Annotated in this window: 21 protein-coding genes and 1 pseudogene; all 22 read right to left on the bottom strand. The window is 41.3% G+C overall.

What is annotated here, in order from left to right:
- Positions 1 to 54: 54 nt before the first annotated feature.
- The 22 genes and pseudogenes from HMPREF1517_RS01875 to HMPREF1517_RS01765 all read right to left on the bottom strand — a co-directional run bounded on the left by HMPREF1517_RS01875 (position 55) and on the right by HMPREF1517_RS01765 (position 22,502).
- Positions 55 to 1,803, bottom strand: a complete 1,749-nt coding sequence (locus HMPREF1517_RS01875) for an ABC transporter ATP-binding protein (RefSeq protein ID WP_002891739.1) — start codon at positions 1,801 to 1,803, stop codon at positions 55 to 57.
- Positions 1,793 to 3,553 carry an ABC transporter ATP-binding protein gene (locus tag HMPREF1517_RS01870; RefSeq protein WP_037599120.1) on the bottom strand — a complete coding sequence of 587 codons (1,761 nt, stop codon included), beginning with the start codon at positions 3,551 to 3,553 and terminating at the stop codon, positions 1,793 to 1,795. The genes HMPREF1517_RS01875 and HMPREF1517_RS01870 overlap by 11 nt, the downstream gene beginning before the upstream one ends.
- 63 nt (positions 3,554 to 3,616) lie before the next feature.
- Complete coding sequence (locus tag HMPREF1517_RS01865) at positions 3,617 to 4,063, bottom strand: hypothetical protein (RefSeq protein ID WP_002891741.1); 447 nt, start codon at positions 4,061 to 4,063, stop codon at positions 3,617 to 3,619.
- A 102-nt stretch (positions 4,064 to 4,165) separates the two neighbouring features.
- Positions 4,166 to 4,693, bottom strand: a complete 528-nt coding sequence (locus HMPREF1517_RS01860; protein WP_037599119.1) for a VanZ family protein — start codon at positions 4,691 to 4,693, stop codon at positions 4,166 to 4,168.
- A gap of 1 nt (position 4,694) precedes the next feature.
- Complete coding sequence (rlmN, locus tag HMPREF1517_RS01855; RefSeq protein WP_096832658.1) at positions 4,695 to 5,804, bottom strand: 23S rRNA (adenine(2503)-C(2))-methyltransferase RlmN; 1,110 nt, start codon at positions 5,802 to 5,804, stop codon at positions 4,695 to 4,697.
- Positions 5,805 to 5,867: 63 nt separating this feature from the next.
- Positions 5,868 to 6,596 carry a YutD family protein gene (locus HMPREF1517_RS01850; RefSeq protein WP_037599118.1) on the bottom strand — a complete coding sequence of 243 codons (729 nt, stop codon included), beginning with the start codon at positions 6,594 to 6,596 and terminating at the stop codon, positions 5,868 to 5,870.
- Between the two features lie 54 nt (positions 6,597 to 6,650).
- A complete protein-coding gene (locus HMPREF1517_RS01845) occupies positions 6,651 to 8,006 on the bottom strand; it encodes a bifunctional metallophosphatase/5'-nucleotidase (RefSeq protein WP_037599117.1) in 1,356 nt (451 codons plus the stop codon).
- Between the two features lie 273 nt (positions 8,007 to 8,279).
- Positions 8,280 to 8,510: a Blp family class II bacteriocin gene (locus HMPREF1517_RS01835; RefSeq protein ID WP_002884558.1), complete on the bottom strand. Its 231-nt coding sequence runs from the start codon at positions 8,508 to 8,510 to the stop codon at positions 8,280 to 8,282.
- Positions 8,511 to 8,989: 479 nt separating this feature from the next.
- Positions 8,990 to 10,333: a DEAD/DEAH box helicase gene (locus tag HMPREF1517_RS01830; RefSeq protein WP_037599115.1), complete on the bottom strand. Its 1,344-nt coding sequence runs from the start codon at positions 10,331 to 10,333 to the stop codon at positions 8,990 to 8,992.
- A 73-nt stretch (positions 10,334 to 10,406) separates the two neighbouring features.
- A complete protein-coding gene (gene mraY / locus HMPREF1517_RS01825; protein WP_002891748.1) occupies positions 10,407 to 11,429 on the bottom strand; it encodes a phospho-N-acetylmuramoyl-pentapeptide-transferase in 1,023 nt (340 codons plus the stop codon).
- A 1-nt stretch (position 11,430) separates the two neighbouring features.
- Entirely contained in the window at positions 11,431 to 13,698 is a 2,268-nt protein-coding gene (gene pbp2x, locus HMPREF1517_RS01820; RefSeq protein ID WP_037599114.1) for a penicillin-binding protein PBP2X, read from the bottom strand.
- A 3-nt stretch (positions 13,699 to 13,701) separates the two neighbouring features.
- On the bottom strand, positions 13,702 to 14,022 hold the full coding sequence (gene ftsL, locus HMPREF1517_RS01815) for a cell division protein FtsL (RefSeq protein WP_002891750.1): 321 nt from the start codon (positions 14,020 to 14,022) through the stop codon (positions 13,702 to 13,704).
- A gap of 2 nt (positions 14,023 to 14,024) precedes the next feature.
- A complete protein-coding gene (gene rsmH, locus HMPREF1517_RS01810; protein ID WP_002888254.1) occupies positions 14,025 to 14,975 on the bottom strand; it encodes a 16S rRNA (cytosine(1402)-N(4))-methyltransferase RsmH in 951 nt (316 codons plus the stop codon).
- A gap of 113 nt (positions 14,976 to 15,088) precedes the next feature.
- Positions 15,089 to 16,141, bottom strand: coding sequence for a hypothetical protein (locus HMPREF1517_RS01805; RefSeq protein ID WP_037599113.1), 1,053 nt, complete (start codon positions 16,139 to 16,141; stop codon positions 15,089 to 15,091).
- A 30-nt stretch (positions 16,142 to 16,171) separates the two neighbouring features.
- Positions 16,172 to 16,608 (bottom strand): annotated as a pseudogene (locus HMPREF1517_RS01800) (Wzz/FepE/Etk N-terminal domain-containing protein).
- A 141-nt stretch (positions 16,609 to 16,749) separates the two neighbouring features.
- A complete protein-coding gene (locus tag HMPREF1517_RS01795; RefSeq protein WP_037599112.1) occupies positions 16,750 to 17,148 on the bottom strand; it encodes a DUF805 domain-containing protein in 399 nt (132 codons plus the stop codon).
- An 87-nt stretch (positions 17,149 to 17,235) separates the two neighbouring features.
- Positions 17,236 to 17,634, bottom strand: a complete 399-nt coding sequence (locus tag HMPREF1517_RS01790) for a DUF805 domain-containing protein (RefSeq protein ID WP_037599111.1) — start codon at positions 17,632 to 17,634, stop codon at positions 17,236 to 17,238.
- 99 nt (positions 17,635 to 17,733) lie between these two features.
- Entirely contained in the window at positions 17,734 to 18,150 is a 417-nt protein-coding gene (locus tag HMPREF1517_RS01785; protein WP_037599110.1) for a DUF805 domain-containing protein, read from the bottom strand.
- A 99-nt stretch (positions 18,151 to 18,249) separates the two neighbouring features.
- Positions 18,250 to 18,642, bottom strand: a complete 393-nt coding sequence (locus HMPREF1517_RS01780) for a DUF805 domain-containing protein (RefSeq protein WP_021146440.1) — start codon at positions 18,640 to 18,642, stop codon at positions 18,250 to 18,252.
- A gap of 95 nt (positions 18,643 to 18,737) precedes the next feature.
- Complete coding sequence (locus HMPREF1517_RS01775) at positions 18,738 to 19,988, bottom strand: glutamate-5-semialdehyde dehydrogenase (protein ID WP_037599109.1); 1,251 nt, start codon at positions 19,986 to 19,988, stop codon at positions 18,738 to 18,740.
- Position 19,989: 1 nt separating this feature from the next.
- The gene (proB, locus tag HMPREF1517_RS01770) at positions 19,990 to 20,793 is read right to left on the bottom strand and encodes a glutamate 5-kinase (protein WP_037599108.1); all 804 of its coding nucleotides are present in this window, start codon (positions 20,791 to 20,793) and stop codon (positions 19,990 to 19,992) included.
- A gap of 119 nt (positions 20,794 to 20,912) precedes the next feature.
- Positions 20,913 to 22,502 carry a DUF4231 domain-containing protein gene (locus tag HMPREF1517_RS01765; RefSeq protein ID WP_037599107.1) on the bottom strand — a complete coding sequence of 530 codons (1,590 nt, stop codon included), beginning with the start codon at positions 22,500 to 22,502 and terminating at the stop codon, positions 20,913 to 20,915.
- Between the last annotated feature and the right edge of the window lies 1 nt (position 22,503).

Raw genomic sequence — 22,503 nt, 5'->3', positions numbered from 1 at the left:
GATTTTGATTTTTAAGAAATCTTTTCGAATATAAAATCTATGGTCTAGATTAGCTTACGCTCCTTCCATTGCACCTGCTTGTAGGCTGTACATCTTATGATAGGTACCACCAAGGGCTAGGAGTTCCTCGTGGCTACCGTGTTCGATGATGCGGCCCTTGTCTAAGACATAGATGCAGTTGGCATCTTGGATAGTCGATAGGCGGTGGGCAATGGCAATGGTTGTACGTCCTTGACGCATTTTTGCTAGAGAGTTTTGGACAATAGCCTCTGTCTCCGAATCAATATTGGCTGTCGCTTCATCCAAAATCAAGATTTTAGGCTGACTAGCAACGGTCCTAGCAAAGGCTAGAAGCTGACGTTGACCGGTTGAAAAACTTGAACCTCGTTCGGAAACTGGAGCTTCATAACCTTCTGGAAGTTTGTCGATAAAGTGGTTGGCATCCACAAACTCAGCAGCGGCTTTGATTTCTTCATCAGTTAAATCTTGATACATGGCAATATTGGATTTGATTGTACCATGATAGAGAAAGGGTTCCTGAAGGACAAGACCAATGTTCTTACGTAGCTCTGCCTGACTATAATCGCGAATATCCACACCGTCAAGAAGAACTCGTCCTGATTGGAACTCATAGAAACGCATAAAGACATTGATAATAGAGGATTTTCCGGAACCTGTAGAACCGACAAAGGCGATGGTTTCTCCTTTATTGACAGAGAAGGAAATACTATCTAAAATCTGGTGCTTGCCATCATAGGAGAAGGAGACATTTTCAAAGCGAATATTCCCCTCAGTAACCTTGGCATCTGTGCCTCTCTGCTCAGGTTCATAGGTGCGCTCGTCGATCAAGGCGAAGACCCGACCTGCTGAGACCATCGAGGTTTGCAAGGTTGAGAAGTTTTGTGTCACTTCAATCAAGGGATCAAAGAGGCGGTTAATGTACTGGATAAAGGCATACATGGTCCCCGCTGTGATGCCCAAATAGATACCTCGGTAGCCAAAGTAGGCCATGAGAACAGCATAGCCCAGGAGCTTCAGTAAACTCATGGCTGGGCGTAGAAAGAGAGAATCCAGTGACATGGAACGGCTGGCGTAAATCAGGTGTTCCTCATTAATGGCATCAAACTCTTTTTTGAGGCGTTTCTCTTGGTTAAAGGCCTGAATGATGCGAATCCCTTCGATACTCTCTGACAGTTTGGCATTTATATCTGAAAGCAAGGCTCTGGTCTTTTCAATGATGACCACTGATTTTTTGCGGTAGAGATTAACCAAAAGAACAATCAGAGGAAGAAAGAGCACAATAAGCCCGGTCAGACGAATGTCCAAGATCATCATGGTGTAAAGGGTGGTAACAAATATAAAGATAGCCGAAATAAAGCTAGACAGAATCCCTGAGAACATCTCACTAATAGTCTCTGTATCATTGGTCAAGCGGGAAACGATAGAGCCTGCTGGAGTTTTGTCAAAGTAAGACATGCCTAGTTTCTCCATATTGGCAAAGGCATCTCGGCGAATATCCCTGACAATGCTGTAGGACACACGCGCAAAAAAGAGATTTCCCAAATACTGAACTAGTGTCTGCAAAAGATAAAGACCATAGTAACCAATCAGAATTAAACTTGCCGCCTGATTCATATCATGAAGATAGTGGTCAATAAAATAAGAGGCCACAAGGGGAATAATACTCTTGATAACCGTTGTGGACAAGAGGAAGGCTAAAGCTAGAAAGGTCAAGAATTTGTAAGGCTTGAGATAGGTCAAGAGACGCTTAAACACAGACCATTGGTTTTGATTAGGCATCATCTTCTTCTCCTCCTTCCATTTCTAACTGTTGAGACTCATAGGTCTTGGCATACCAACCACCCTGAGCTAGCAAATCCTCATGACGGCCACGTTCAATGATACGACCATCCTGCATGACTAAGATAAGGTCAGCGTGCACCACCGCACTCAGACGATGGGCGGTAATGATAGTTGTCTTGTCCTTGCGGGTATGTTTGAGATTGTCAATAATAGCATATTCTGTCTTGGCATCAACCGCAGATAGGGAGTCGTCCAAAATCAAAATATCTGGATCCAAAATCATGGCCCGACTCATGGCCAGACGTTGTTTTTGACCGCCTGATAGGCTGACACCCTTTTCACCAATGATTGTTTCAAAGCCTTCAGGCATATCCTTGATGTCATCATAAACTTGAGCTAACTTAGTCGCTTCTTCTACCTTGTCAAAGGAGAGATCCGGATTACCAAAGCAGATATTGTCTAAAATGGAGCTGGCAAAGAGAAACTGGTCTTGAGGAACATAGCCCATCAAGCTACGCAAGTCTGATAGGCGATAATCTCGGATGTTATGACCATTCAAATAGATGGCTCCTTGATTAACATCGTGCTCCCGCAAGAGCAACTTGACAAGGGCCGTCTTTCCTGAGCCAGTCTGTCCAACCAAACCAAGGGTTTGCCCCTTGTCCAAGGTGAAATGAATATCTCTCAAAGTATCCTCATCCTCAAAGGCAAAGCGGTCAATCGCATATTCTAAGCGACCATTTTCAATACTTGGGAGAGGGTGCGCAGGATCTTGAACATCTGATTCCTGCTCCAGAAGATTTTCAATACGTTGGTAGGACACATTTCCTCTCTGTGTGATATTAAAGAGGAAGCCAATGGCCATTAGAGGCCAAACCAGCATGTCCAAATAGGTAATGAAGGTTACCAAATTTCCGACCGTTATCTGACCAGCCTGAATCATAAAGGCACCGACAAGAAGGGTCAAAACATAGGATGAGCCAACAAAGAGTAAGACCAAAGGATCAAAAAGGCTATCATACTTCATGGTATGCATATTCTTTTTAAAGGTCATCTTATTGGTCTCTTGGAAGGACTGAAGCTCAGCCTCCTGATAGCCAAAAGACTTGGTTACCTTGATACCTGATACCGACTCTTGGACCTTATTATTAAGTTCTGAAAAGGCTGCCTGGGATTCTCCAAAAGCTTTATGGGTCTTGCGTCCTAAACGACTAGTCGCAAAAGCCATGAAGGGGAGGGGTAAGACAGCCACCAGTGTCATCTGCCAGGAAATGCTGAAAAACATGGTGATTAGGGTTACCAAGGCTGTGATAGAGGCATCCACGGCTGACATGACGCCCCCGCCAGCCAAGCGGGTTAAAGAGTTGATATCATTGGTTGCATGGGCCATGAGGTCCCCAGTTCGGTACTTTTGATAAAAAGAAGGCGACATCTTAGTAAAATGCTCAAAAAGGCGTGAACGCATAATCTGGCCTAAGCGATAAGAAGTCGCCAAGATATACATGCGCCAAACATAGCGCAAATAGTACATCCCCAGAGCTGCCAAAAGCAAATATACGAGATTCAGAAGCAAGATCTGATTGGTCAATTTTCCCGATGTGATAGCATCAATGACCCGCCCCATAACCATAGGAGGAATCAGATTGAGAACCGAAACCAGACTCAGTGCCAAAATCCCGACAATATACCGGCGTTTTTCTAACTTGAAAAACCACCAAAGTTTTGCAATGATTGATTCTTTAAAAGACAAGTTACTCCTCCTATCCTTACAAATGGTTAATAATAGACCTCGTATAAGTCTCGTATGATAAGGTTACTTCCAATAGCGATAGATTGTGCCATCTTCTAACTGAAAGTGACCAATATAAGATAACTTCCCAAAATCAGTAGACTCTGGCAATTGATAAGCAAAGGAATCAAAATTATAGACCTTGTGCCCATCATCCATAGAGTAGCTATCCTTATCATGGATAACGGATTCATCTTTCTTAGGGTTCCAAATGCGTCTGATTTCATCAGATGTCTTATACTCTCTGACAAAATTGTACAATTCAAAGTTAGTTGCCTCACTGAGATAGCGACCATCGGTGTTGTAGTTAGCTAATTGAGGCTCTCTCTTAGCCTCAGAATAATTCCAAACCTGTCCTCTTTCTCGCATGATATCGGCATCACGGCCACTTTGATAGGTATCTGCCTTAACCATCGTCATTGTTACTCCTAACGTTAATACGGTGACTACTGTCATCATTAAATGTTTCATTATTTCTCCAAACGTGTTTATTCATTTTTCCCTCTTTTGAATGTGTTGTATTTGTATGATAGAAAATAAGTGAAACCTGAGACGCGTAAGCTCCCAGGTTTTTTACTCTTTAAAATGCGTTTGAATCAGTTTTACAAGAAGGCGGTAGGCACCTAGTGCCACCAAACCACCCAAAGTATTGGTCCATAAATCATCTAGCTCAAAGACACGATTAGCATCAATGAGAAGGTCTAGAATCACTTGTCCGACCTCAATCGCCAAAGACATGGCAAAAGTCGCTAAAAGGACCTTTTTCCAAGACCTGAATCTTGGGTACAAGGCTAAAAGCCCTAAAATCAGCGGACTCAGCAAGAAAATGTTGGTCACATTTTGCCCAAGCACAAAGACAATCTCTTTAAGACTATCTAGCTGATAAAAGTTGGTCAAACTATTGAATGGGGTTAATAGGACCACGACACGACCAAAATGTTGAATACCAGGGGTTTCAACACCTTCAACTAGCCCGTACTGGGGTGTCCAACATAGGAGCACTAAACAAAGGAGATAAGCACAGACCAAAACTCGGCTTAGCTTTCTTCCTTTTGGTGTTAGTTCTCCATCCTTATCTACCCAAGTCTTAAGCTGAAACATCTTACTTACCTTCTGATTTACCAGAAGCTTCTGCCACTGCCTTTTGACGGTCGCGTTTCATAGTGTTTGAACGCAATTGTCCACAAGCAGCATCGATATCTGTACCGTGCTCTTGACGAACCACGCAGTTAACCCCATTTTTCTTGAGCACATCGTAGAAGGCAGCCACACGTTCTTTCGTTGAACGGCTATATTGGTCGTGCTCTGATACTGGGTTATATGGAATCAAGTTGATGTATGACAACTTACGGATTTTCTTAGTCAAATCCGCCAACTCTTGTGCATTTTCAGGATGGTCATTGACCTCATTAAGCATGATATACTCAAAAGTTACACGACGGTTGGTTGTTTGGATGTAATACTCGATAGCTTCAAAGAGTTTTTCAAGTGGGAACGAGCGGTTGATACGCATGATGCTTGAACGAAGGTCATTGTTAGGCGCGTGAAGTGACACGGCAAGGTTAACTTGAACACCTTCGTTAGCAAATTCCTTGATTTTTGGTGCCAAACCAGATGTTGACACGGTAATGTGACGCGCTCCGATAGCAAGACCATTGTCATTGTTAATGGTACGCAAGAAGCGAAGCACATTGTCATAGTTATCAAATGGCTCACCGATACCCATAACAACCACGTGGCTGACACGTTCACCGTCGCCACGGTCATCAAAGTATTTTTGTACCAACATGATTTGCGCCACAATCTCACCAGCAGTCAAGTCACGTTGTTTCTTAATCAAACCACTGGCACAGAAAGTACAACCGATGTTACATCCAACCTGAGTTGTCACACAGACAGACAAACCATAGTGTTGACGCATCAAAACCGTCTCAATCAACATACCATCTGGCAATTCAAAAAGATATTTAACGGTACCATCTTTAGATTCTTGAACGATACGTTGTTTCAATGGGTTTACGCAGAAATTCTCATTCAATTTAGCAATGAAATCCTTTGAAATGTTGGTCATTTCTTCGAAAGATTGCACACGCTTCTTGTAAAGCCAATCCCAAATTTGAGTAGCACGGAATTTCTTTTCACCGTGTTCCATAGCCCAATCAATCAACTCGTCACGAGTAAGACCATAAATAGAAGGTTTGTAGCCTTCCATATCCTCTAACTTCTGACGTTTACGGCGTTCTGGTTTTGCTTGTGTTGTTACTTCTGACATAGTTTAATTTCCTTTTTTTCTGATTGTGAAATGCTGACCATCTGACTTGGTCTGGCTTTGTTTCTTCGATGGGGTGTTTTGACCTTTAGATTTTGGAGCTTGCTTCTGACTCTTCTTGAAGTTAGGCTTACGCTCACGACCACCGTCCTCGGATCTAGATTTGAACTTAGGGCGACGCTTGATTTTCTCAAAGCTTGGACCCTCTTGATCCCTATCTCTTCGTTTGGACTTGTCTGGCTTTTGCTTAGCAGAAGCTTTTTGCCCCTTATTCTTTTGAGAAGCATTGCGCTCTCTATCTCTAGATTCCTGAGAAGCATTACGACGATTATTAGAACGACGGCGCTTGCGACGAGGCTCCATCTCCTCTTCAAAGACGATTAACTGCGGCTCTTCATTTTTCAAAATAAAGTAAGCACAGCCAAAGGCACAGTATTCACGCAAATACTCCGATAATCGGCTAATGCGGTCTGTCTTACGCGTATTAGGGCGCTCGTCCTCGTAAAATCCCTTAAGACGAAGCTGATCATTAGACCAGTCCCCAACGATATAATCATACTTGAGCATGATTTCAGAAAAACGTTGCCCAAAGCGGGTAGCGTCTAAAGCATCCTTGTGATTTTCAAGAACTGTAAACTGACAGGCATCTGATTTCAGAAGATCAGCCACATACACAAAGTCTGGCCCTGGATATTTATTATAATTAAACATTTCTGGCAAGATTTCTTTACGCATGTGCCATCCTTTCTGCTCTCTCTTATTTTCTATCCTGATGCTGTAATAATGTCTCTATATCTTATCCCAATTGGCACCATTTTTTCCTAAATACTTGGCCACAAGTTCCCTTAACAAATCTGGAAAAAGAAGAGTAACCTCCTTTTCCTTAATTGTAGGGAAGTAAGAAGCAAAGTAGTACTGGTCCACAAGGACCAAACTAAACTTCTCATTGGAATCTACAACCCTTCTATTATACAACAAATTACCGTTTTTGTAAGCAAAATTCCCTGTGATTACTTCACCAAATGTCTTCCCTCTGAATCCCATACCTTTAATAGCTTGATTTTTAAGGAGTTCAGCCTTAGTAAAAACTTCCTGACAGATTTCTTTGAGTTCTTGTCCTGTCACGACTAGACGTGCCATCCGCATCTGGTGAGGAAGGGCTTCTTGCAGGTCTGCCATGGTCACTTGAGGACCTAGTGTTTTCATGATAAGTCCAGTATTTAAAAGCGTTAATTGGCTATCGGTCTCCTGACAAACAGCCTGTAAAACCAATTGACAGGTCTCATCAAAATCTAGTTCTCGACCTAGATTAGCTACTTTTTTCTGAGCTAAACGACGATGGCCTTCCTCACGCATAGCCTTGATAAAGGTTTCGTCCTCCTTGTCTAAATCCAAGATGTAGGACTTGGTGGGGATAGCCTCAATCTGACATTCTATCAATCGCCCATTTTCCACAGTAAGGTCAATACAGCCAAGATAATAGCCATATCTGTCAGCAGCTGCCAAATAGGTTTCATTGACTAATTTCCCCTCTTCAAAAAGGTGATGCGTGTGGCTCCCGATGACAAGGTTTACCTGCGGATAAGTCTCTGCAATCTGCTCATCATAGCGTACACCCAGATGGCTAAGAACGACGACTATGTCTGCATCCTTTACCTCAGGACGAGCCAAATCCTCTTCCAACCTAGCCATAGGCTCTAACACCTGCCAACCATTGGGAGCATAGGTGATGTAATATGGGAAGGTATAGGCTAAGAAAGCAATGTTTGTACCTGCTTTAGTTCTGTGGATAAGATAGGACTTGGCCCATTCAGGCTGTCTCCCCTCATCCTTGAGATTTCCTATGATAGGCTGAAACTTAGCCTGCTCATAAAGACAGTCTAGCTCATCCTTGGCCAGACCAATCCCCTCATTATTTCCAATAGTCGCATAGTCTATCCCCAACTCATTCATCAGGGCTACATTAAAACGCCCGGCTGTCGCATCAGATAAGGGATGGGACTTATCCACATTGTCCCCAAGATCTACCTTAATCAACTCTCTATCCGTCTGACTCAAATCATCCACAGCTCGCTTGAGTTGTGGATACTGTTCAAAATGAGAGTGTAAATCATTGATATGAAGAATTCGAATCGTGTCTTTCATGACTCCTATTGTAGCACTTTTGCTATAAAAAAACTTGACAATCATTCTGCCAAGTTTTTACATGCTATTTTTCAAACAGGAACGTATTCCTAGTTAACTTTCTTTTTAACATATTCTTCTGCGAGATGATAGACGTCATCTGCTAGGGATATACTGACATAGATGCACACAATTGAGAAAATTTCTCCTCTAAAGTGTTGCCAAGCAAAGAATATAAGCCCATAAATTAGGAGAGCAAGTACTATTTGGCCAAAAAATTGACTCAGTAATCGCCTAATAACGACAAATAAGTCCATAAGTAATCCCATCTTTAATACCATAACCAATACCCTTTAAGGCTGCACCTTGCCAAGTACCTGTTTGAATACCACCTTTAATGGCTCCTCCAACAGCCCCGACGCCTACGGCAGCTGTAGCTCCCCAAAAACTACATGCTCCACCCTTAACAGTAGAAAGATCTTCGGAATTAAGTGAGTTAAAATTGTTAATGATTTGTGTCGTCATTAAAACAACCTCCTTTAAAATATTTTTTAGCCTTTTCTCAAAAGCTATGATTGTATTATAGATAGAAAGCCAACAAAAAAGTAGTGACATAAATGTCACTACCTGATTTTGAGAGTTGACTCAACTAATAACCTCAAACTTACACATTATTTTACTTTAAACGGAAAGCTTCTTAAAAATGTCTGTGATAAAACTATTTAAAATCTGTCATAGTTTCAGTTCTTAAGACAGCCAATTATTTTGCGAGTGTAGTGAGCATATACTGAGACTTGTCGCTGTGATAATGACGACTAAGACTTTGTAGTCATAAGCGTTGGGAAGTTTTGAGACCTTAGGCTCAAAAGAAAAATATATCTTCAAACTAAATAAGGTCTTTTGAGTTTCCAAAAAGTTTGATAATAATCAAAAAAGCTGAAACACTTTGGTTTCAACCTCTTGAATTTTTAAATTAAAATTTGCTCTCACCTAGAAGCCAATACTTAGAAACTTTGCTTCTTAGCTTTACGCTCAGCTCGCCCCTTAGCACGGTTAGCTGTACGACGCTCACGTTTGCGTTTTTCGTCAACTTTCCACTGAATTTTCTTCTTGTAGCCAGGCTTGATTTTTTTCTTTTTCTTCTTAACCAAACCAATCATTTCCGTATCAAGTTTTTGATAGGCTTTTTCACGATTGGCACGACGGTCGCGGTCATAGGTATCTTGAAACTCGCCGTCCTTATAGACTTTAGGTTCAAAGGTAATCCCCATCTTTTCAAGCTCACGAATATCTGAGTCGTCGCTTGGTTGATAGAGGGTGATGGCTGTTCCTGACAAGCCATTACGTCCAGTACGTCCTACACGGTGAACAAAGAAGGACAAGTCTTGAGGGATGGCATCATTGATTACATGGCTAACCCCTTCAATGTCAATCCCACGCGCCGCAAGGTCCGTCGCTACAATGTACTCAAAATCAAGCTTCTTGACTTGATTCATGATACGCTTACGTTCACGTGGTGGAATACCGCCGTGAATTTTCGCTACTTTAAGACCATTTGACACTAGGTAACTGTGCAAATCATCAGCACGTTCCTTGGTATTAACGAAAATCATTGCTAGATACGGCTGCATCCCCTTAAGCATCTCAAGAATCTGTTCATTCTTGTTGCGACCCTTGGTAGATACCAACCAGTTATCAATGGTATCCGCAATAACTGTTGAGGTTTTGATTTGTTCCATGACTGGATTGGTCAAATACTTCTTCAAGAATGGTTGCAATTTTTGAGGAATGGTTGCTGAGAAGACCAAAATTTGAACTTCCTTAGGCAGACTTGCTGCAATCTTGTCTACAGTATCCAAGAATCCCATATCCATGGTCATGTCAGCTTCGTCAACAACAAAAGTATGGGCCTTGTGGATAGCCAAATCACCAGACTTAACAAGGTCATAGATACGCCCTGGTGTCCCGATAACAATATGAGGTTGGGCTACCTTGAGTTTCTCAATTTGACGTTGCTTGTCCGTACCACCTACGTAATTAACAACACGAATTTCAGTTTCAGAGTGTTTGGCAATTTGTTTTGTCGCTTGGTAAATTTGTGTCGCCAATTCACGTGATGGTGCTGTAATAACAACCTGAACATCACCACTCTCTGGATTTAGTTTCTCAAAAATTGGCAAGAGGAAGGTATGTGTCTTCCCTGAACCCGTCTTTGATTCACCAACCAAATCACGACCTGAACGGACTACAGGAATCAATTTCTGTTGAACAGGTGTTGGCTCTTTAAACTTAATCTCGTCAAGAGCCTCCTGAATAAATGTTTTAAAATTAAAATCTTTAAATGACATGCTTAGTTACTTCTTTTCTATCTAGTCTATCCCTATCATTATAACAGAAAAAGAGCATTTCTGCTCTTTTCATTTATTTCATAACGTTTCCAAGAACCATCCAAAGGGTAATGGCACTTGCAAGTGCTCCAACTGTCCAAAGGAAAGCATCAACCTTCCACTCTGACCATTTGTCACCCTTACCTGAAAGACCACCCAACTCGAGGTGATGGTGGAATGGTGTCATACGGAAAATACGACGACCTTCACCATACTTACGCTTAGTGTATTTAAAATAGCTGACCTGTAGCATGACAGAAGCTGTCTCAAAGACATAAACCACACCAATCAAGAGTAGGGTCCACTCTACACGTAGGGCAATAGAGATAACCGCAAGCATAGCTCCAAGTGACAAGGAACCAACATCTCCCATAAAGACCTTGGCTGGCTTATGATTAAAGACGAAGAAGCCAAGAAGAGCCCCAATCATAGTGATAATGATAGTCAAGATAGCGAACTCACCCTTGACAAAAGCGATAATCCCATAGGCAATCAAGCTGATAACCACAGAGATAGAAGCTAAACCATCAATACCGTCTGTCAAGTTCACAGCATTTGAGAAACCAACAATCCAGAATAGGACAAAGAGAACATAAAAGACACCGAGATGAATGGTTAATCCACCAATAGCTAGGCTATCTGTCCCACTAGGGAGTACGTGGATAAAGTAGAAAAGCAAACCCGCAATAATCTGCAAGGCCATCTTTTGCCAAGGTTTAAGTCCCTCATTGATTTGACGGAAAATCTTAAGGAAATCATCAAGGAAGCCGATGATTCCATAAATCAAAATTACAAAGAGAATCCCTACTGTAGCACCATAGGCTTGGTGGCCCTCGCTAAAGACGTGGAAGTTAAAAATCAAGCTAACCAAGATGGCAACCACTAGGAAGACTGTCCCTCCCATAGTTGGTGTTCCAGCCTTAGCCAAATGCTGCTTCACATCTTCATGCATTTGTTGGCCACCGATTTTCTTGATTTTGTAGTAAGTAATAAAGTGAGGCATGGCGAGCACCGTCAACACAAAGGCGGCCACACCTGCTATCAGACTCATAGTCATCTTAGTCTCCTAAAGTAATGGTAATCTTCTTGGTTTTAGACAGGGCTTTTCCTGCCGCAACACTTTGTTTGGTAACAGTCCCTGACTTGCCACCCTTATAAGTAACTTTAATGCCTTTCCATTTGGCAAAGGTTTCAACGTTCTTCTTGGTCCAACCATACATGTCTGGAAGTTCTGTGAAATCATTGGTCATGATAAGAATCTGTTCATTAGCCTTGATATTGGCTTTGGCATCTACAGAAACCTTCTCAATCTTATCACCAACACCCAGAACAATCGGATGAATCAAGTTTTGACGAAGGGTGTTAGCTGTCTCGCCCGGACTCTTACCGATAATATCGCCGGTTTGATAGCTCGTTTCATCGGTCTTTCCACCACCTTCAGAAACAGAGGTATCAAGCGTATCACCCATGGACATAGCTTCTTCTAGGACAGGGTTAACCACCGTCGCATAAAAATTATTATCCCAGGTCTTAGGTTCCTGAACTGTTACATACATAACATATTGTGGATCATCAGAAGGAACCATAGCTACAACTGAGTTGAGCGTTTCGTTGGTCCCAACTTTATAGGTTCCTGTTTTTTCATCGGCCACTTGGGCTGTTCCTGACTTAACCGCAACATCATAGTTACCAACCTTAATGATTGGCGAACCTTCAGACTTGTTGTACAGGGTACCAAACTCTGGGTCTGTACCAACAGAAATCATATAATTACGGGTCTCAGAAGCAGCCTGCTTGGAAACTGGCTTACCAATAACTTCTTTCTTAGCCGTACGAACAGTGCCTTGGTTAACATCGGCAACTTGTTTGATAAATTGAGGTTCCAACATAACACCATTGTTAGAGATAGCTGAAAAAGCACGAAGCATCTGAACCTGAGTCACTGAAATCCCTTGTCCAAAGGATGATTGCGCAATATTCACAGAGTTTCTTGAGACAACCCCTGAAGATTCACCTACCATCCCAAAACGGGTTGGAAGTCCAAACTTATAGAGTGATAGGTAGTTTGACCAAACCTTGTCTCCCATCTCTTGTTCCAACATGGTCATCAAAACGTTACTTGAATAAGAGAAGCCTTGAGCAAATGACATGGTTCGGCCTGACGAGATACCTTCATTAATAGACCAGTCATTGATTTCAACATCATCAACCTTGATACCGTTGGCATTGCTATAGGTCGCATTAGGATTGAAACTTCCATTGTTAATAGCAGCTGACAAGAGCATGACCTTCATGGTTGATCCAGGCTCATACTGAGCTTCGTAAAGACGGTTAACCCAGTCATAATTCTTCTTAGCCTGTCCCTCAAGGGTATCAGAATTATAGGTCGGACGTTGTGTCGTTGCAAGAATTTCACCTGTCTTAGCATTAACAACTGTCGCTGAAGCATTTACCCCTTGCGTCTGCTCCATAAAAGTATCCATCTGCGTTTCTAAGAAGGTTTGGAGAGGCGCTGACAAGGTTGTATAGATGTTCTTACCATCGATAGCTTCCTTGGTAATGGTTTCCGTACCAAGAAGCGTATTACCGTTTTTATCCTTCTCATAGATGGCCTCACCATCTGTCCCAGTCAAGAGGCTATTGAGCGAGCGCTCCAAACCAGTTTGACCAATTAAAGAATATGAGCCGTCTTTTTTATTTTCAACAGCTTCGGCACGACCAAGAAACTCTGACGCGAAGGTTCCATTAGGATACATTCGTGACGTTGTTGCTTCAAAGGCCATCCCCTTAATTCCCGCATCTTTAAAGGCTTTTTCTAGTTCTTCTTTAACAGAGTAGGTAATCCCCTTCCCCTTTAGTCCAAAGGAAACCTGGTAAGCACCCTTAGTACGCAATTGGGCCAAGGAATCACTCTTTTCAATTCCTAGCTTATCCTTTAAAATATCAGCAACCTTGTCAAACTGACTATCTTGGACATAGAGTTTTTCTTGAGTCGCTGACACATAGCTGGTCGACACGATAGCGTAAATGGCATAACTGGTTGAATCCTCAGCCAAAACATTTCCATTTCGGTCGTAAATCGTCCCACGCTTGGCAGCCACTGTGGTCTTAGTGTTATAAGATTTAGCAGCCTGGGTCGACAAATCGACACCAAACTTACTGTCTGTCCCGATAATCACCACAAAGTTGATAATAAAGACGAAAAAGATAAAGATGCTGAGAACCATAAGGTTCTGACCAACGTGCTGTCGATTCTGGGCTGGCTTTCGCCTATCCCTAACGACATAGTTTAGAAATAAATGTTTAAGTTTTCTTAATCTGTTCATTGGTTACTTCACACTCTTAATACTATCGTTATTAATAGACAGGCCTGCCTTATTAGCAATCTCTTTAATACGGTCAGAGTTAGTCAACTCATTAACCGCCTGCTTAGCATTGTTAAGCTCTGTTTTTTCATCACTAATCTTGCTATTAAGGTCTGTGATTTGTTGCTTGATAGCCTGATTACGCCCTTGTAAAAATACAACAGCGATACTCATCACAATAGCTGTCAAAACAATTGCCGAATAGAAGGCCTTTTCCATACGCGTCATAAAACGAATATGGTTTCTAATGGCTCTATTGACAATCTGATGTTCCTTATTTTCCATAATTATTTCCTGATTTTTTTAGCCACACGCAATTTAGCAGAATGCGAGCGGTTATTAGCTTCTAATTCTTCCTGACTAGGTAGGATTGGCTTACGATTAACTAAGGCTACCTTAGGTTGGAGGTCTTCAGGAATAAAGGGTAGACCTTTAGGCACATCTACCGTACTAGCTTCCTTGAAAAGCTGTTTAGTCAATCGATCCTCCAAAGAGTGGAAGGTAATGACCGAAATACGACCATCCACAGCAAGTAAATCCAAGGCCTCTTGAATAGACTCATCCGCAGCACCAAGCTCATCGTTCACTTCGATACGAATAGCTTGGAAAATTTGCTTGGCTGGATGGCCCTTCTTCTTCAATTCCTTAGCAGGCTTAGCTGATTTAATGATTTCCGCCAGTTCCGTCGTGGTCTCAATTGGTTTAACCTGACGGGCCTGTTCAATCTTACGTGCAATTTGTTTAGAGAACTTGTCCTCACCATACTTGAAGAAAATGCGCACCAAATCGTTGTAAGGATAGGTATTGACCACATCATAAGCGGTCAGACTCGCCTCCTCATTCATACGCATATCTAGCTTGGCATCCTGTTTATAGGAGAAACCACGCTCACGCTCATCCAACTGTGGGCTAGAGACACCCAAGTCATAGAGAATGCCATCAATTTCAGACACCCCCAAGGCTTCAAGGTTGGACTTGAGATTACGGAAATTATCCTTGATGAAAGTCACCATACCCTTATCAATATAGTCCTTGAGACGCACTTGAGCATTATCAATAGCCTTTTGGTCCTGATCAAAGCAGTACAAATGACCCTTTTCAGATAATTGCGACAAAAGATAAGACGAATGTCCTGCGCCACCCAAGGTCGCATCAACATAGATGCCATCGGGCTTGATATCAAGCATATCAACAGTTTCGTGTAAAAGAACGGTTACATGGTGAAATTCATTAGTCATAACTTTTATTATAGCACAAGAATAGAGAAATTGTCTCGTTCTGTAAGTTGACAGGATAGTAAAAGAGCCAGACCAGAGGCCTAACTCTTTAGTTACTATATCATCTGATAAGATTAATCCACTCTGTAAAAATAGCTTTCCTCAGATGGCACTCCATTCGTCGCTAGAATACGGTCCTTACTGTTATCTCCCGCATCACTTGCATCACTAACTCCCTTAGGACAAAGCTGAATTGGAGTATTCCCAACTGGACTAGAATCAACATAAGTTAAGGTATATATACCAGACACATACTGATTCGGTGAAACTTTATCGATAGGATAAGTATATCCCCAGAAATCCAACTGTCCATCCGAAGTAATGGTGATGGTCTTTCCATTTGAAGATTTCCATGTTCCTACAGCTGATTTGTAATTGCCATTTTTGAGTTCATCAGACTTAAGAGATGTTGAACTTGTTTGAGTTTGTGACGCTGCGCTAGAACTACTATTAGTAGAGGCACTGCTCAGGTCCTTCCAATCCCAGTTAGAGAGATCAACCTTGTCTGCACCCGAATCACTGTCCTCTTTTTCAAGAGACTGACCATCACTACTAAAGCGGTAGCCAGAACCTCCACCAGCCATAGCACCAGCACTACCATAGTAGCTAAAGGTGTTATCCTTGAGGTAGGCCAAAGTCATGCGCTCACCCAACATGCCCAGTTGTGGACCTTCTGTTAGACGAATCACCTGACCACTATCCTTAGAGATAGTGTAAATATCCGTAATCATATGCTCTTTAAAAAGTTTCCCCGGCTTAAAAGCAAGAATCAACTCATCAACACCATTGCCATCCAAATCATGGTAAGTATAAACCGTTGAGGCAGGACTTGTTTGAGAATTAGCATAGGTAACAACGAGAGAATTAAGCGAGGCATCCGTTTGATTGTTGGCCACAGCCGTTTGGTACTTACTAATGATGCTATCATAGGCAGAGGTATCTACCTTTTTCTCTTGACTAGAGCTTGAGCTAGTACTTGTGCTAGAGCTTTCACTACTACTTGATTGTGACTGTTCTACTGATGAAGATGAAGTCGTCGAAGTCAAGCCATTTTGCTGGTTTGAACAAGCAGCCAATAGGACTAAACTAGATAATCCTGTTACTAATACTAAAACTTTATTTTTCATTTCTAATCCTAAATTCCTTTTCTCTAACCCTTATTCTGTTGTCCCAGAGCTAACATCTGCGCTGTAGGCAGGTGCTGTATAGCTTGAAGACTCACTATGTGACTCTGTATAAGTTGTTGGTGGCACATAGTTATACTGGGGCGCTTGATAAGTCTCTTGTGCTGAAGATGGTGTTGGTGCCGATGCTACCGCAGGAGTTGAGCTTGCTTCTGTCTGACTAGCTGCTTCTACCGTTGAGCTTGATGACTCACTTGAAGTTGAAGAAGATGACGACGAACTTGAGCTCGATGACTTGGATGAAGCCTTGGGTTTGCTTGATGATGACTGCTTAGTCCCCACCTTAACTTGGACCTTAGCATGATTCTGCGCAGGCTGCAAAAAGACAATAGCCAATGCCAAAAGAATAGCCGTAGGGTAAATGCCAAAATAAGGTAACGTTTTTCTTTTAAATGACGAAGTAGTTTCATAGAATATTCACATTTCTTAAATATATTTTAGTATTGATTAGTCTCAGATAAGATTATATCAGAAATATTAAAATGTGCAACATTAACATAAAACTTTTTTTGACATTAGAAAAACCAACTCAAAGAGTTGGTTGATTGTCATTATTGCTGTGGGTTATCGACGTTGTTCAATGGCACTTCTACTTTTGTTGGTTGACATAATAGAAAAATGAAGATAAAAATACCGACAAATGGGATTAAAGGAATAAAAATATACGGCCAATTATAGCCAGCATCACGTAAACGACGAACCGTTAGAGCAATACCAGGTAAAACCGCAGCAACACCATAGGCAAAAAAGATAAGTAGTAAAATAACACCAATAGTAAATAAATCGCTTGATCCTGTTTCAGCTACCATTCTTTCAAACACTGCTAGGAGCAAATACCAAGTAAAGAAAATCAATAGATGTGCCGAACATGCAAACCAGTAATCTGAAGGTGTTGAACGGCCCTTAAAATCAACATAGCCCTTCCAAAATTTTTTGTAGGCTTCAATCATAATAAAATCCCCCTTTTTTATGATACTTCCAGTATAACAAGTGACAAATCAACTAAAAAACAGCCTAGCGAGGCTGTTAAGTCATTATTATTGCTGAGGATTATTGAAGTTGTTAAATGGATAATCAACTTTAGTTGGTTTACACAACAACACAATGAAGATAATAGGACCTACAAATGGGATTAAAGAAATAAAAATATACGGCCAATTGTAGCCAGCATCACGCAAACGGCGAACTGTTACAGCAATACCAGGTAAGATAGCAGCAATACCAAAGGCAAAAAAGATAAATAGGATGATAAATGAAATAACAGCCAAAAAGCTTGATTCTGTCGCACTTGCAATGCCTCCAAAGATTGCGAGCAACACATAAAAAGCAATAACTGTTAACATATTTGCCAAATATGCAAACCAGTAATCTGAACGTGTTGAACGGCCCTCAAAATCTACATAGCCCTTCCAAAACTTCTTATAAGCTTCGATCATAATAAAATCTCCTCATTTTTTGATACTTATAGTATAGCAATAAAAAAAGAATTTGACAAATTGACGAAAAAGCAGCCATACTAGGCTGCTAAATACTTATCATTGTTGTGGATTATTCAAATTATTGAATGGTAATTCTACCTTTGTTGGTTGCAAGGTTAAGATAAAAATAATAAAACTACCAAGGTAGGGAATCAACGCTAAAAATATCAAAGCCCAATGGTAGCCACTATCTCTTAGACGACGTACCATGATTGCAATGGAAGGTATCAGTAAGGCTAACATATATATTCCAAAAGCTGACAATACAATATAAATCAAAATCATTTGAAAACTATATGCGTCAGAAGTATACGTTGCCGGATCTCCCCCTAAAATCATGATTAATATAAGTAAGAAACCGAAAAGTAAAAAAACCAAACATTGCGCAAGCACATTAAGCCAATAATCTGAACGTGTTGAACGGCCCTTGAAATCGACATAGCCCTTCCAAAATTTTTTGTAGGCTTCAATCATAATAAAATCCCCCTTTTTTATGATACTCCCAGTGTAGCAAGAGAAGGGAAGGTTGACAAATCAACTAAAAAACAGCCTCGCAAGGCTGTTAAGTCATTATTATTGTGGTGGATTATTGAACTGGTTGAAAGGAAATTCTACTTTTGTGGGTTGACAAAACAAAACCAACAGTACGATATCACCTATAACAGGCGCATAGCTTAAGAAAATCAATGCCCAATGAAAACCAGCATCACGCAAGCGACGCACCTGAAGGGCAATAGATGGAATATAGTTAGCAAAGAAATATAGCATTGCAAGCAAATACAATAATATAAAAATAATATGATAATGACTATTCGGACTATCAAAAACAGTTACAACTATAACTATGCTAAATAAAATGATAGTTACTATAGTATTTGCTAAAACTGCCAACCAATAATCTGAGCGGCTTGAACGTCCCGTAAAATCGAAATAGCCCATCCAATACTTCTTATAAGCTTTAAACATGGCAAAATCTCCTCATTCTTGATACCACCAGTATATCAGAAGGCCTGTCGTCTAGCAAACCAACTTAAAAAAGCTCCTTCATGGAGCTTGATGGTTTATTCTCTAACTTGTCCTTGTCCGTTAATATAGAACTTGGTTGAGGTTAAGGCCTCAAGTCCCATTGGACCACGAGCGTGCATTTTCTGAGTTGAAATTCCGATTTCAGCACCTAGTCCAAAGACGAATCCATCTGTGAAGCGGGTTGAAGCATTAATATAGACAGCTGCAGCGTCAACATCGTCTTGGAATTGCTCAGCACGACTAATATCCTGAGTCACGATAGCCTCTGAATGCGATGTCGTGTAAGTATTAATCCAACCAATAGCCTCGTCAAGGCTGTCTACCACTTTAACTGACATGATATAATCAAGAAACTCTGTCGCAAAATCTTCAGGTGAAGCGGGTACAGCTTTTTCCATAAGTTTCAAAGCCCTTTCATCCGCACGGAACTCAACAGACTGAATTTTTGAAATAGCTTTTTCCAAGTTAGGCAGGAACTCTTCTACAATATCAGCATGAACGACGAGAGATTCTGCCGCATTACACACACTTGGTCGTTGAGTCTTGGCATTGATGACAATCTGTGTCGCCATATCTAAGTTAGCATATTTATCCACATAAATATGACAGTTACCAACACCCGTTTCAATGACTGGAACCTTGGCTTTTTCTTTAACCGTTTGGATGAGACGAGCTCCACCACGAGGGATGAGCAAGTCTACATACTTAGTCGCCGCCATGAGTTCTTCTGCTACCTCATGAGAGGTATCTTCAACCAGCTGAACGGCATCTGCTGTGATACCCGCATTTTCCAAAGCCTTACGAGCTACTGTAACCAAGGCCTTGTTGGAATTGATGGCATCACGTCCTCCACGAAGAATAATGGCATTATTGGTTTTAAAGGCAAGGCTAAAGGCATCGATTGAGACATTGGGACGGCTCTCAAAAATCATAGCGATAACACCCATAGGAACACGCTTTTGAATGATTTTGAGACCATCCAGATTCGTATAGCCACGAACTACTTGACCGATTGGGTCCTGAAGATCTGCCACCTGACGGACACCCTCAGCAATCCCTGCGATACGGTCTTCCGTTAAGAGCAAGCGATCTTGCATAATCTCTGAAATACCATTTTCCTTGGCATTGGCCATATCCTTAGCATTTTCAGCGATAATATAGGCACTCTCAGCTACTAGAGCTTTAGCTACCTGATTTAGAAGGTCATTTTTAGCTGCTGTTGATAATTTAGCAATCTGACGACCCGCCACTTTGGCCTGCTGGCCCAATGTATCAATATGTGTCATATTAGTCCTCCTGTTTAAAGAGTGTACCGATTTTGGCTCCTTCTAGGACACGAAGAATGTCACGCGGATTTTCACCATTCATTAAAACCATTTGGCTTTGATTTTCAAAAACCATCTGGGCTGACTTAATCTTACTCATCATACCACCCGTACCAAATTTACTACCAGCACCACCAGCTGAGGCTAGAATTTCCTCTGTAATCTCTGGTACATAGCTACGAAGGGTTGCATCTTCATAGACATTTGGGTTCTTATCAAAGAGCCCATCAATATCTGACAGCATGATGAGTAGGTCTGCACCAACAATCTTAGCAACGATAGCAGACAAGCGGTCATTGTCTCCAAACTTAGTCGCATGATCCATTTCATCTACGCTGACAGCGTCATTTTCATTCACAACTGGGACAACCCCAAGCTCGAAGAGGCTCTCAAAAGCATTGATGGCATTGGCCAAACTCTCGGGATACTCAACCACATCACGCGTCAAAAGCAACTGAGATACCTTGGTCTGATAATGTGAAAAGACCTGAGAATATAGGCTCATCATAGCCACCTGTCCTACACTTGAGACAGCCTGTTGCTTACCGACTTCAGCCGGTCGCTTGTCTAGGTCTAGGACATTGAGACCAAAGCCCATGGCACCAGAGGATACGAGGACAACCTCAATACCTTTATTATGCAAGCTAGAAATGACAAAAGCTAATTGATCGATTTTTTCAAGATTAATTTTCCCTGATGGTAAAACCAGAGAACTAGTCCCGATTTTGATAACCAGGCGTTTTACTGAGTCAAAATTTCGTTTCATGTTTATGATTATACACTAAATTCAGGTATTTTAACATATATAATGCATAAGTTTACATATTAAGGATTTTCAGTAAAAAAGAACCCCTCCAATCGGAGAGACTCTTTAAACAGTTTGTTCTAGGCAAAAAACATGGCTCTAATACGTTTCCAACGTCTGCGGTCAACAAAGAGATAAACGATTAGGGCAATTAAAGCTATAAGCCCAGATACTATAGCGTTGACTACTAGGGCAATCCAGAACTTACTTGCAAAGAAGACAATACCTCCTAGCAAGGCAGCGATGAAAATTGTAAGAATAAAGATACCCATATAGAGCCACTGTCCGCCACCCCGATTGAAGAGCTGAGTGACTTCCTGCCAATTCACTTCCAATAATTTAAGGTCACGTTCAAAGAAATAGCCACCTACAAGATAGGTTGTTACGAGAAAACCAAGAGCGAAACTTGCCACCAAAATAGGATGGAGATGTGCAAGGAATATTAAACCAAGTCCTCCTAGTAAGAGGGATACACCGACTTGCAAGCCATAGAAAATCCAAAACTTTTGACGAAGATAGTCACCCGTATTGATTGGCAGGCTACGGATAAAGTCAAAGTTTGTTCCCTCTAAGGAAGTTGCCACCCCAAGAAAACTTGTTGGTTGCGCTGAAAAGAAACCAAAGGCAATTCCGACTAAAAGCATGAGCCCGAAATAGTCTGGACCTAAATCTTTCAAAAAGAACGCACCTCCGCCCAGCATGATCATATATAATACTGGTACCACATAGGTATTGATAATGAGGGTTGAGTTTCCCAAAGTAGATAAATGATGGCGAACCAAGACCTGTCTTTGACTTCGAGTAACAACTTTTACCTGAGTCTTTCTAGCCTTTTTGTTATAAATGGCTTCGTGGAAATAACGAGGCATTCTGACTTTATAAAACCAAAGACCCAAGATAAGCACTGAGATAAGAGGAAGATAAAAATTTAGTAGAGCCTCCGGAGATAGAGGAGCAGCTACCACATCATAGTAACCTCTTAGATAAGGCAACAAAGGAAAATCGATATGTCCAGCACCCTTAACATAACCATTAAGAAAACCAACCATCATGATAGGGAACATAATCAATAGGGTTGACAGGGTCATCAAAATAGTCGAATAGAGCTTTTGACGAGAACTGCGAACAATCAGCGTTCCAACACTATTAGACAGAATCACTGAAAAAACGAGATTGATAAAGAGAGAAACGATAAAGGATAGAAACCCCACGACTATCCCCAGCGGGCCAATAAATTGCCAGTAAGCTAGAATGAGAAGACTAAGGATAGGTACCATGAAGGTCATCCCAACCATAGAACCTGACAAGGTCTTGGCCAAAAAGACTTCTGATGGCTTTAAGGGAAGAGGCAGATAAGCCTTGCTATCCTTACTATCGTAAAAGGTACTATAGAGAGCCGTAAAAGTCTGGAGAAGCCCCATGACTGAAAATGTCAAAAGATAGAGGGTTAAGACTCCAGGATTGGCCTTATAATCGACACCTACAAAAAGATAGCTATAAACAACCGTAAAAATAATTAAAATCAAGAGTTGTTGTCTAAGCATGGCATTAACGATGGAGAAATTAGCCTTTTTCTTTTTCTCCTGACGTTTCTGTAGGTTAGTTACTGCTTGAGGATTTGCATAGAGGAGATTGATTTTAAAAAGCTCCCAAACATGGTTCCAGTTCATG

The organism is Streptococcus sp. ACS2 (assembly GCF_000525585.1).
Lineage (GTDB): Bacteria > Bacillota > Bacilli > Lactobacillales > Streptococcaceae > Streptococcus.
Note: the sequence above shows the minus strand (reverse complement) of the source record. Positions and strands in the feature narration are given on the sequence as shown.

What these genes read in the sequence shown, in the direction of transcription:
- HMPREF1517_RS01835 (WP_002884558.1), bottom strand. Translation starts at nt 8,510, where the DNA reads ATGACGACACAAATCATTAACAATTTTAACTCACTTAATTCCGAAGAT.
- HMPREF1517_RS01765 (WP_037599107.1), bottom strand. Translation starts at nt 22,502, where the DNA reads ATGAACTGGAACCATGTTTGGGAGCTTTTTAAAATCAATCTCCTCTAT.
- HMPREF1517_RS01845 (WP_037599117.1), bottom strand. Translation starts at nt 8,006, where the DNA reads ATGAAAGACACGATTCGAATTCTTCATATCAATGATTTACACTCTCAT.
- HMPREF1517_RS01780 (WP_021146440.1), bottom strand. Translation starts at nt 18,642, where the DNA reads ATGTTTAAAGCTTATAAGAAGTATTGGATGGGCTATTTCGATTTTACG.
- HMPREF1517_RS01830 (WP_037599115.1), bottom strand. Translation starts at nt 10,333, where the DNA reads ATGTCATTTAAAGATTTTAATTTTAAAACATTTATTCAGGAGGCTCTT.
- mraY (WP_002891748.1), bottom strand. Translation starts at nt 11,429, where the DNA reads ATGACTATGAGTCTGATAGCAGGTGTGGCCGCCTTTGTGTTGACGGTG.
- ftsL (WP_002891750.1), bottom strand. Translation starts at nt 14,022, where the DNA reads ATGGAAAATAAGGAACATCAGATTGTCAATAGAGCCATTAGAAACCAT.
- rlmN (WP_096832658.1), bottom strand. Translation starts at nt 5,804, where the DNA reads ATGGAAGGCTACAAACCTTCTATTTATGGTCTTACTCGTGACGAGTTG.
- HMPREF1517_RS01785 (WP_037599110.1), bottom strand. Translation starts at nt 18,150, where the DNA reads ATGATTGAAGCCTACAAAAAATTTTGGAAGGGCTATGTCGATTTCAAG.
- HMPREF1517_RS01850 (WP_037599118.1), bottom strand. Translation starts at nt 6,596, where the DNA reads ATGCGTAAAGAAATCTTGCCAGAAATGTTTAATTATAATAAATATCCA.
- HMPREF1517_RS01875 (WP_002891739.1), bottom strand. Translation starts at nt 1,803, where the DNA reads ATGATGCCTAATCAAAACCAATGGTCTGTGTTTAAGCGTCTCTTGACC.
- HMPREF1517_RS01775 (WP_037599109.1), bottom strand. Translation starts at nt 19,988, where the DNA reads ATGACACATATTGATACATTGGGCCAGCAGGCCAAAGTGGCGGGTCGT.
- HMPREF1517_RS01865 (WP_002891741.1), bottom strand. Translation starts at nt 4,063, where the DNA reads ATGAAACATTTAATGATGACAGTAGTCACCGTATTAACGTTAGGAGTA.
- rsmH (WP_002888254.1), bottom strand. Translation starts at nt 14,975, where the DNA reads ATGACTAATGAATTTCACCATGTAACCGTTCTTTTACACGAAACTGTT.
- HMPREF1517_RS01860 (WP_037599119.1), bottom strand. Translation starts at nt 4,693, where the DNA reads ATGTTTCAGCTTAAGACTTGGGTAGATAAGGATGGAGAACTAACACCA.
- HMPREF1517_RS01795 (WP_037599112.1), bottom strand. Translation starts at nt 17,148, where the DNA reads ATGATTGAAGCCTACAAAAAATTTTGGAAGGGCTATGTTGATTTTAAG.
- pbp2x (WP_037599114.1), bottom strand. Translation starts at nt 13,698, where the DNA reads ATGAACAGATTAAGAAAACTTAAACATTTATTTCTAAACTATGTCGTT.
- HMPREF1517_RS01790 (WP_037599111.1), bottom strand. Translation starts at nt 17,634, where the DNA reads ATGATCGAAGCTTATAAGAAGTTTTGGAAGGGCTATGTAGATTTTGAG.
- HMPREF1517_RS01805 (WP_037599113.1), bottom strand. Translation starts at nt 16,141, where the DNA reads ATGAAAAATAAAGTTTTAGTATTAGTAACAGGATTATCTAGTTTAGTC.
- proB (WP_037599108.1), bottom strand. Translation starts at nt 20,793, where the DNA reads ATGAAACGAAATTTTGACTCAGTAAAACGCCTGGTTATCAAAATCGGG.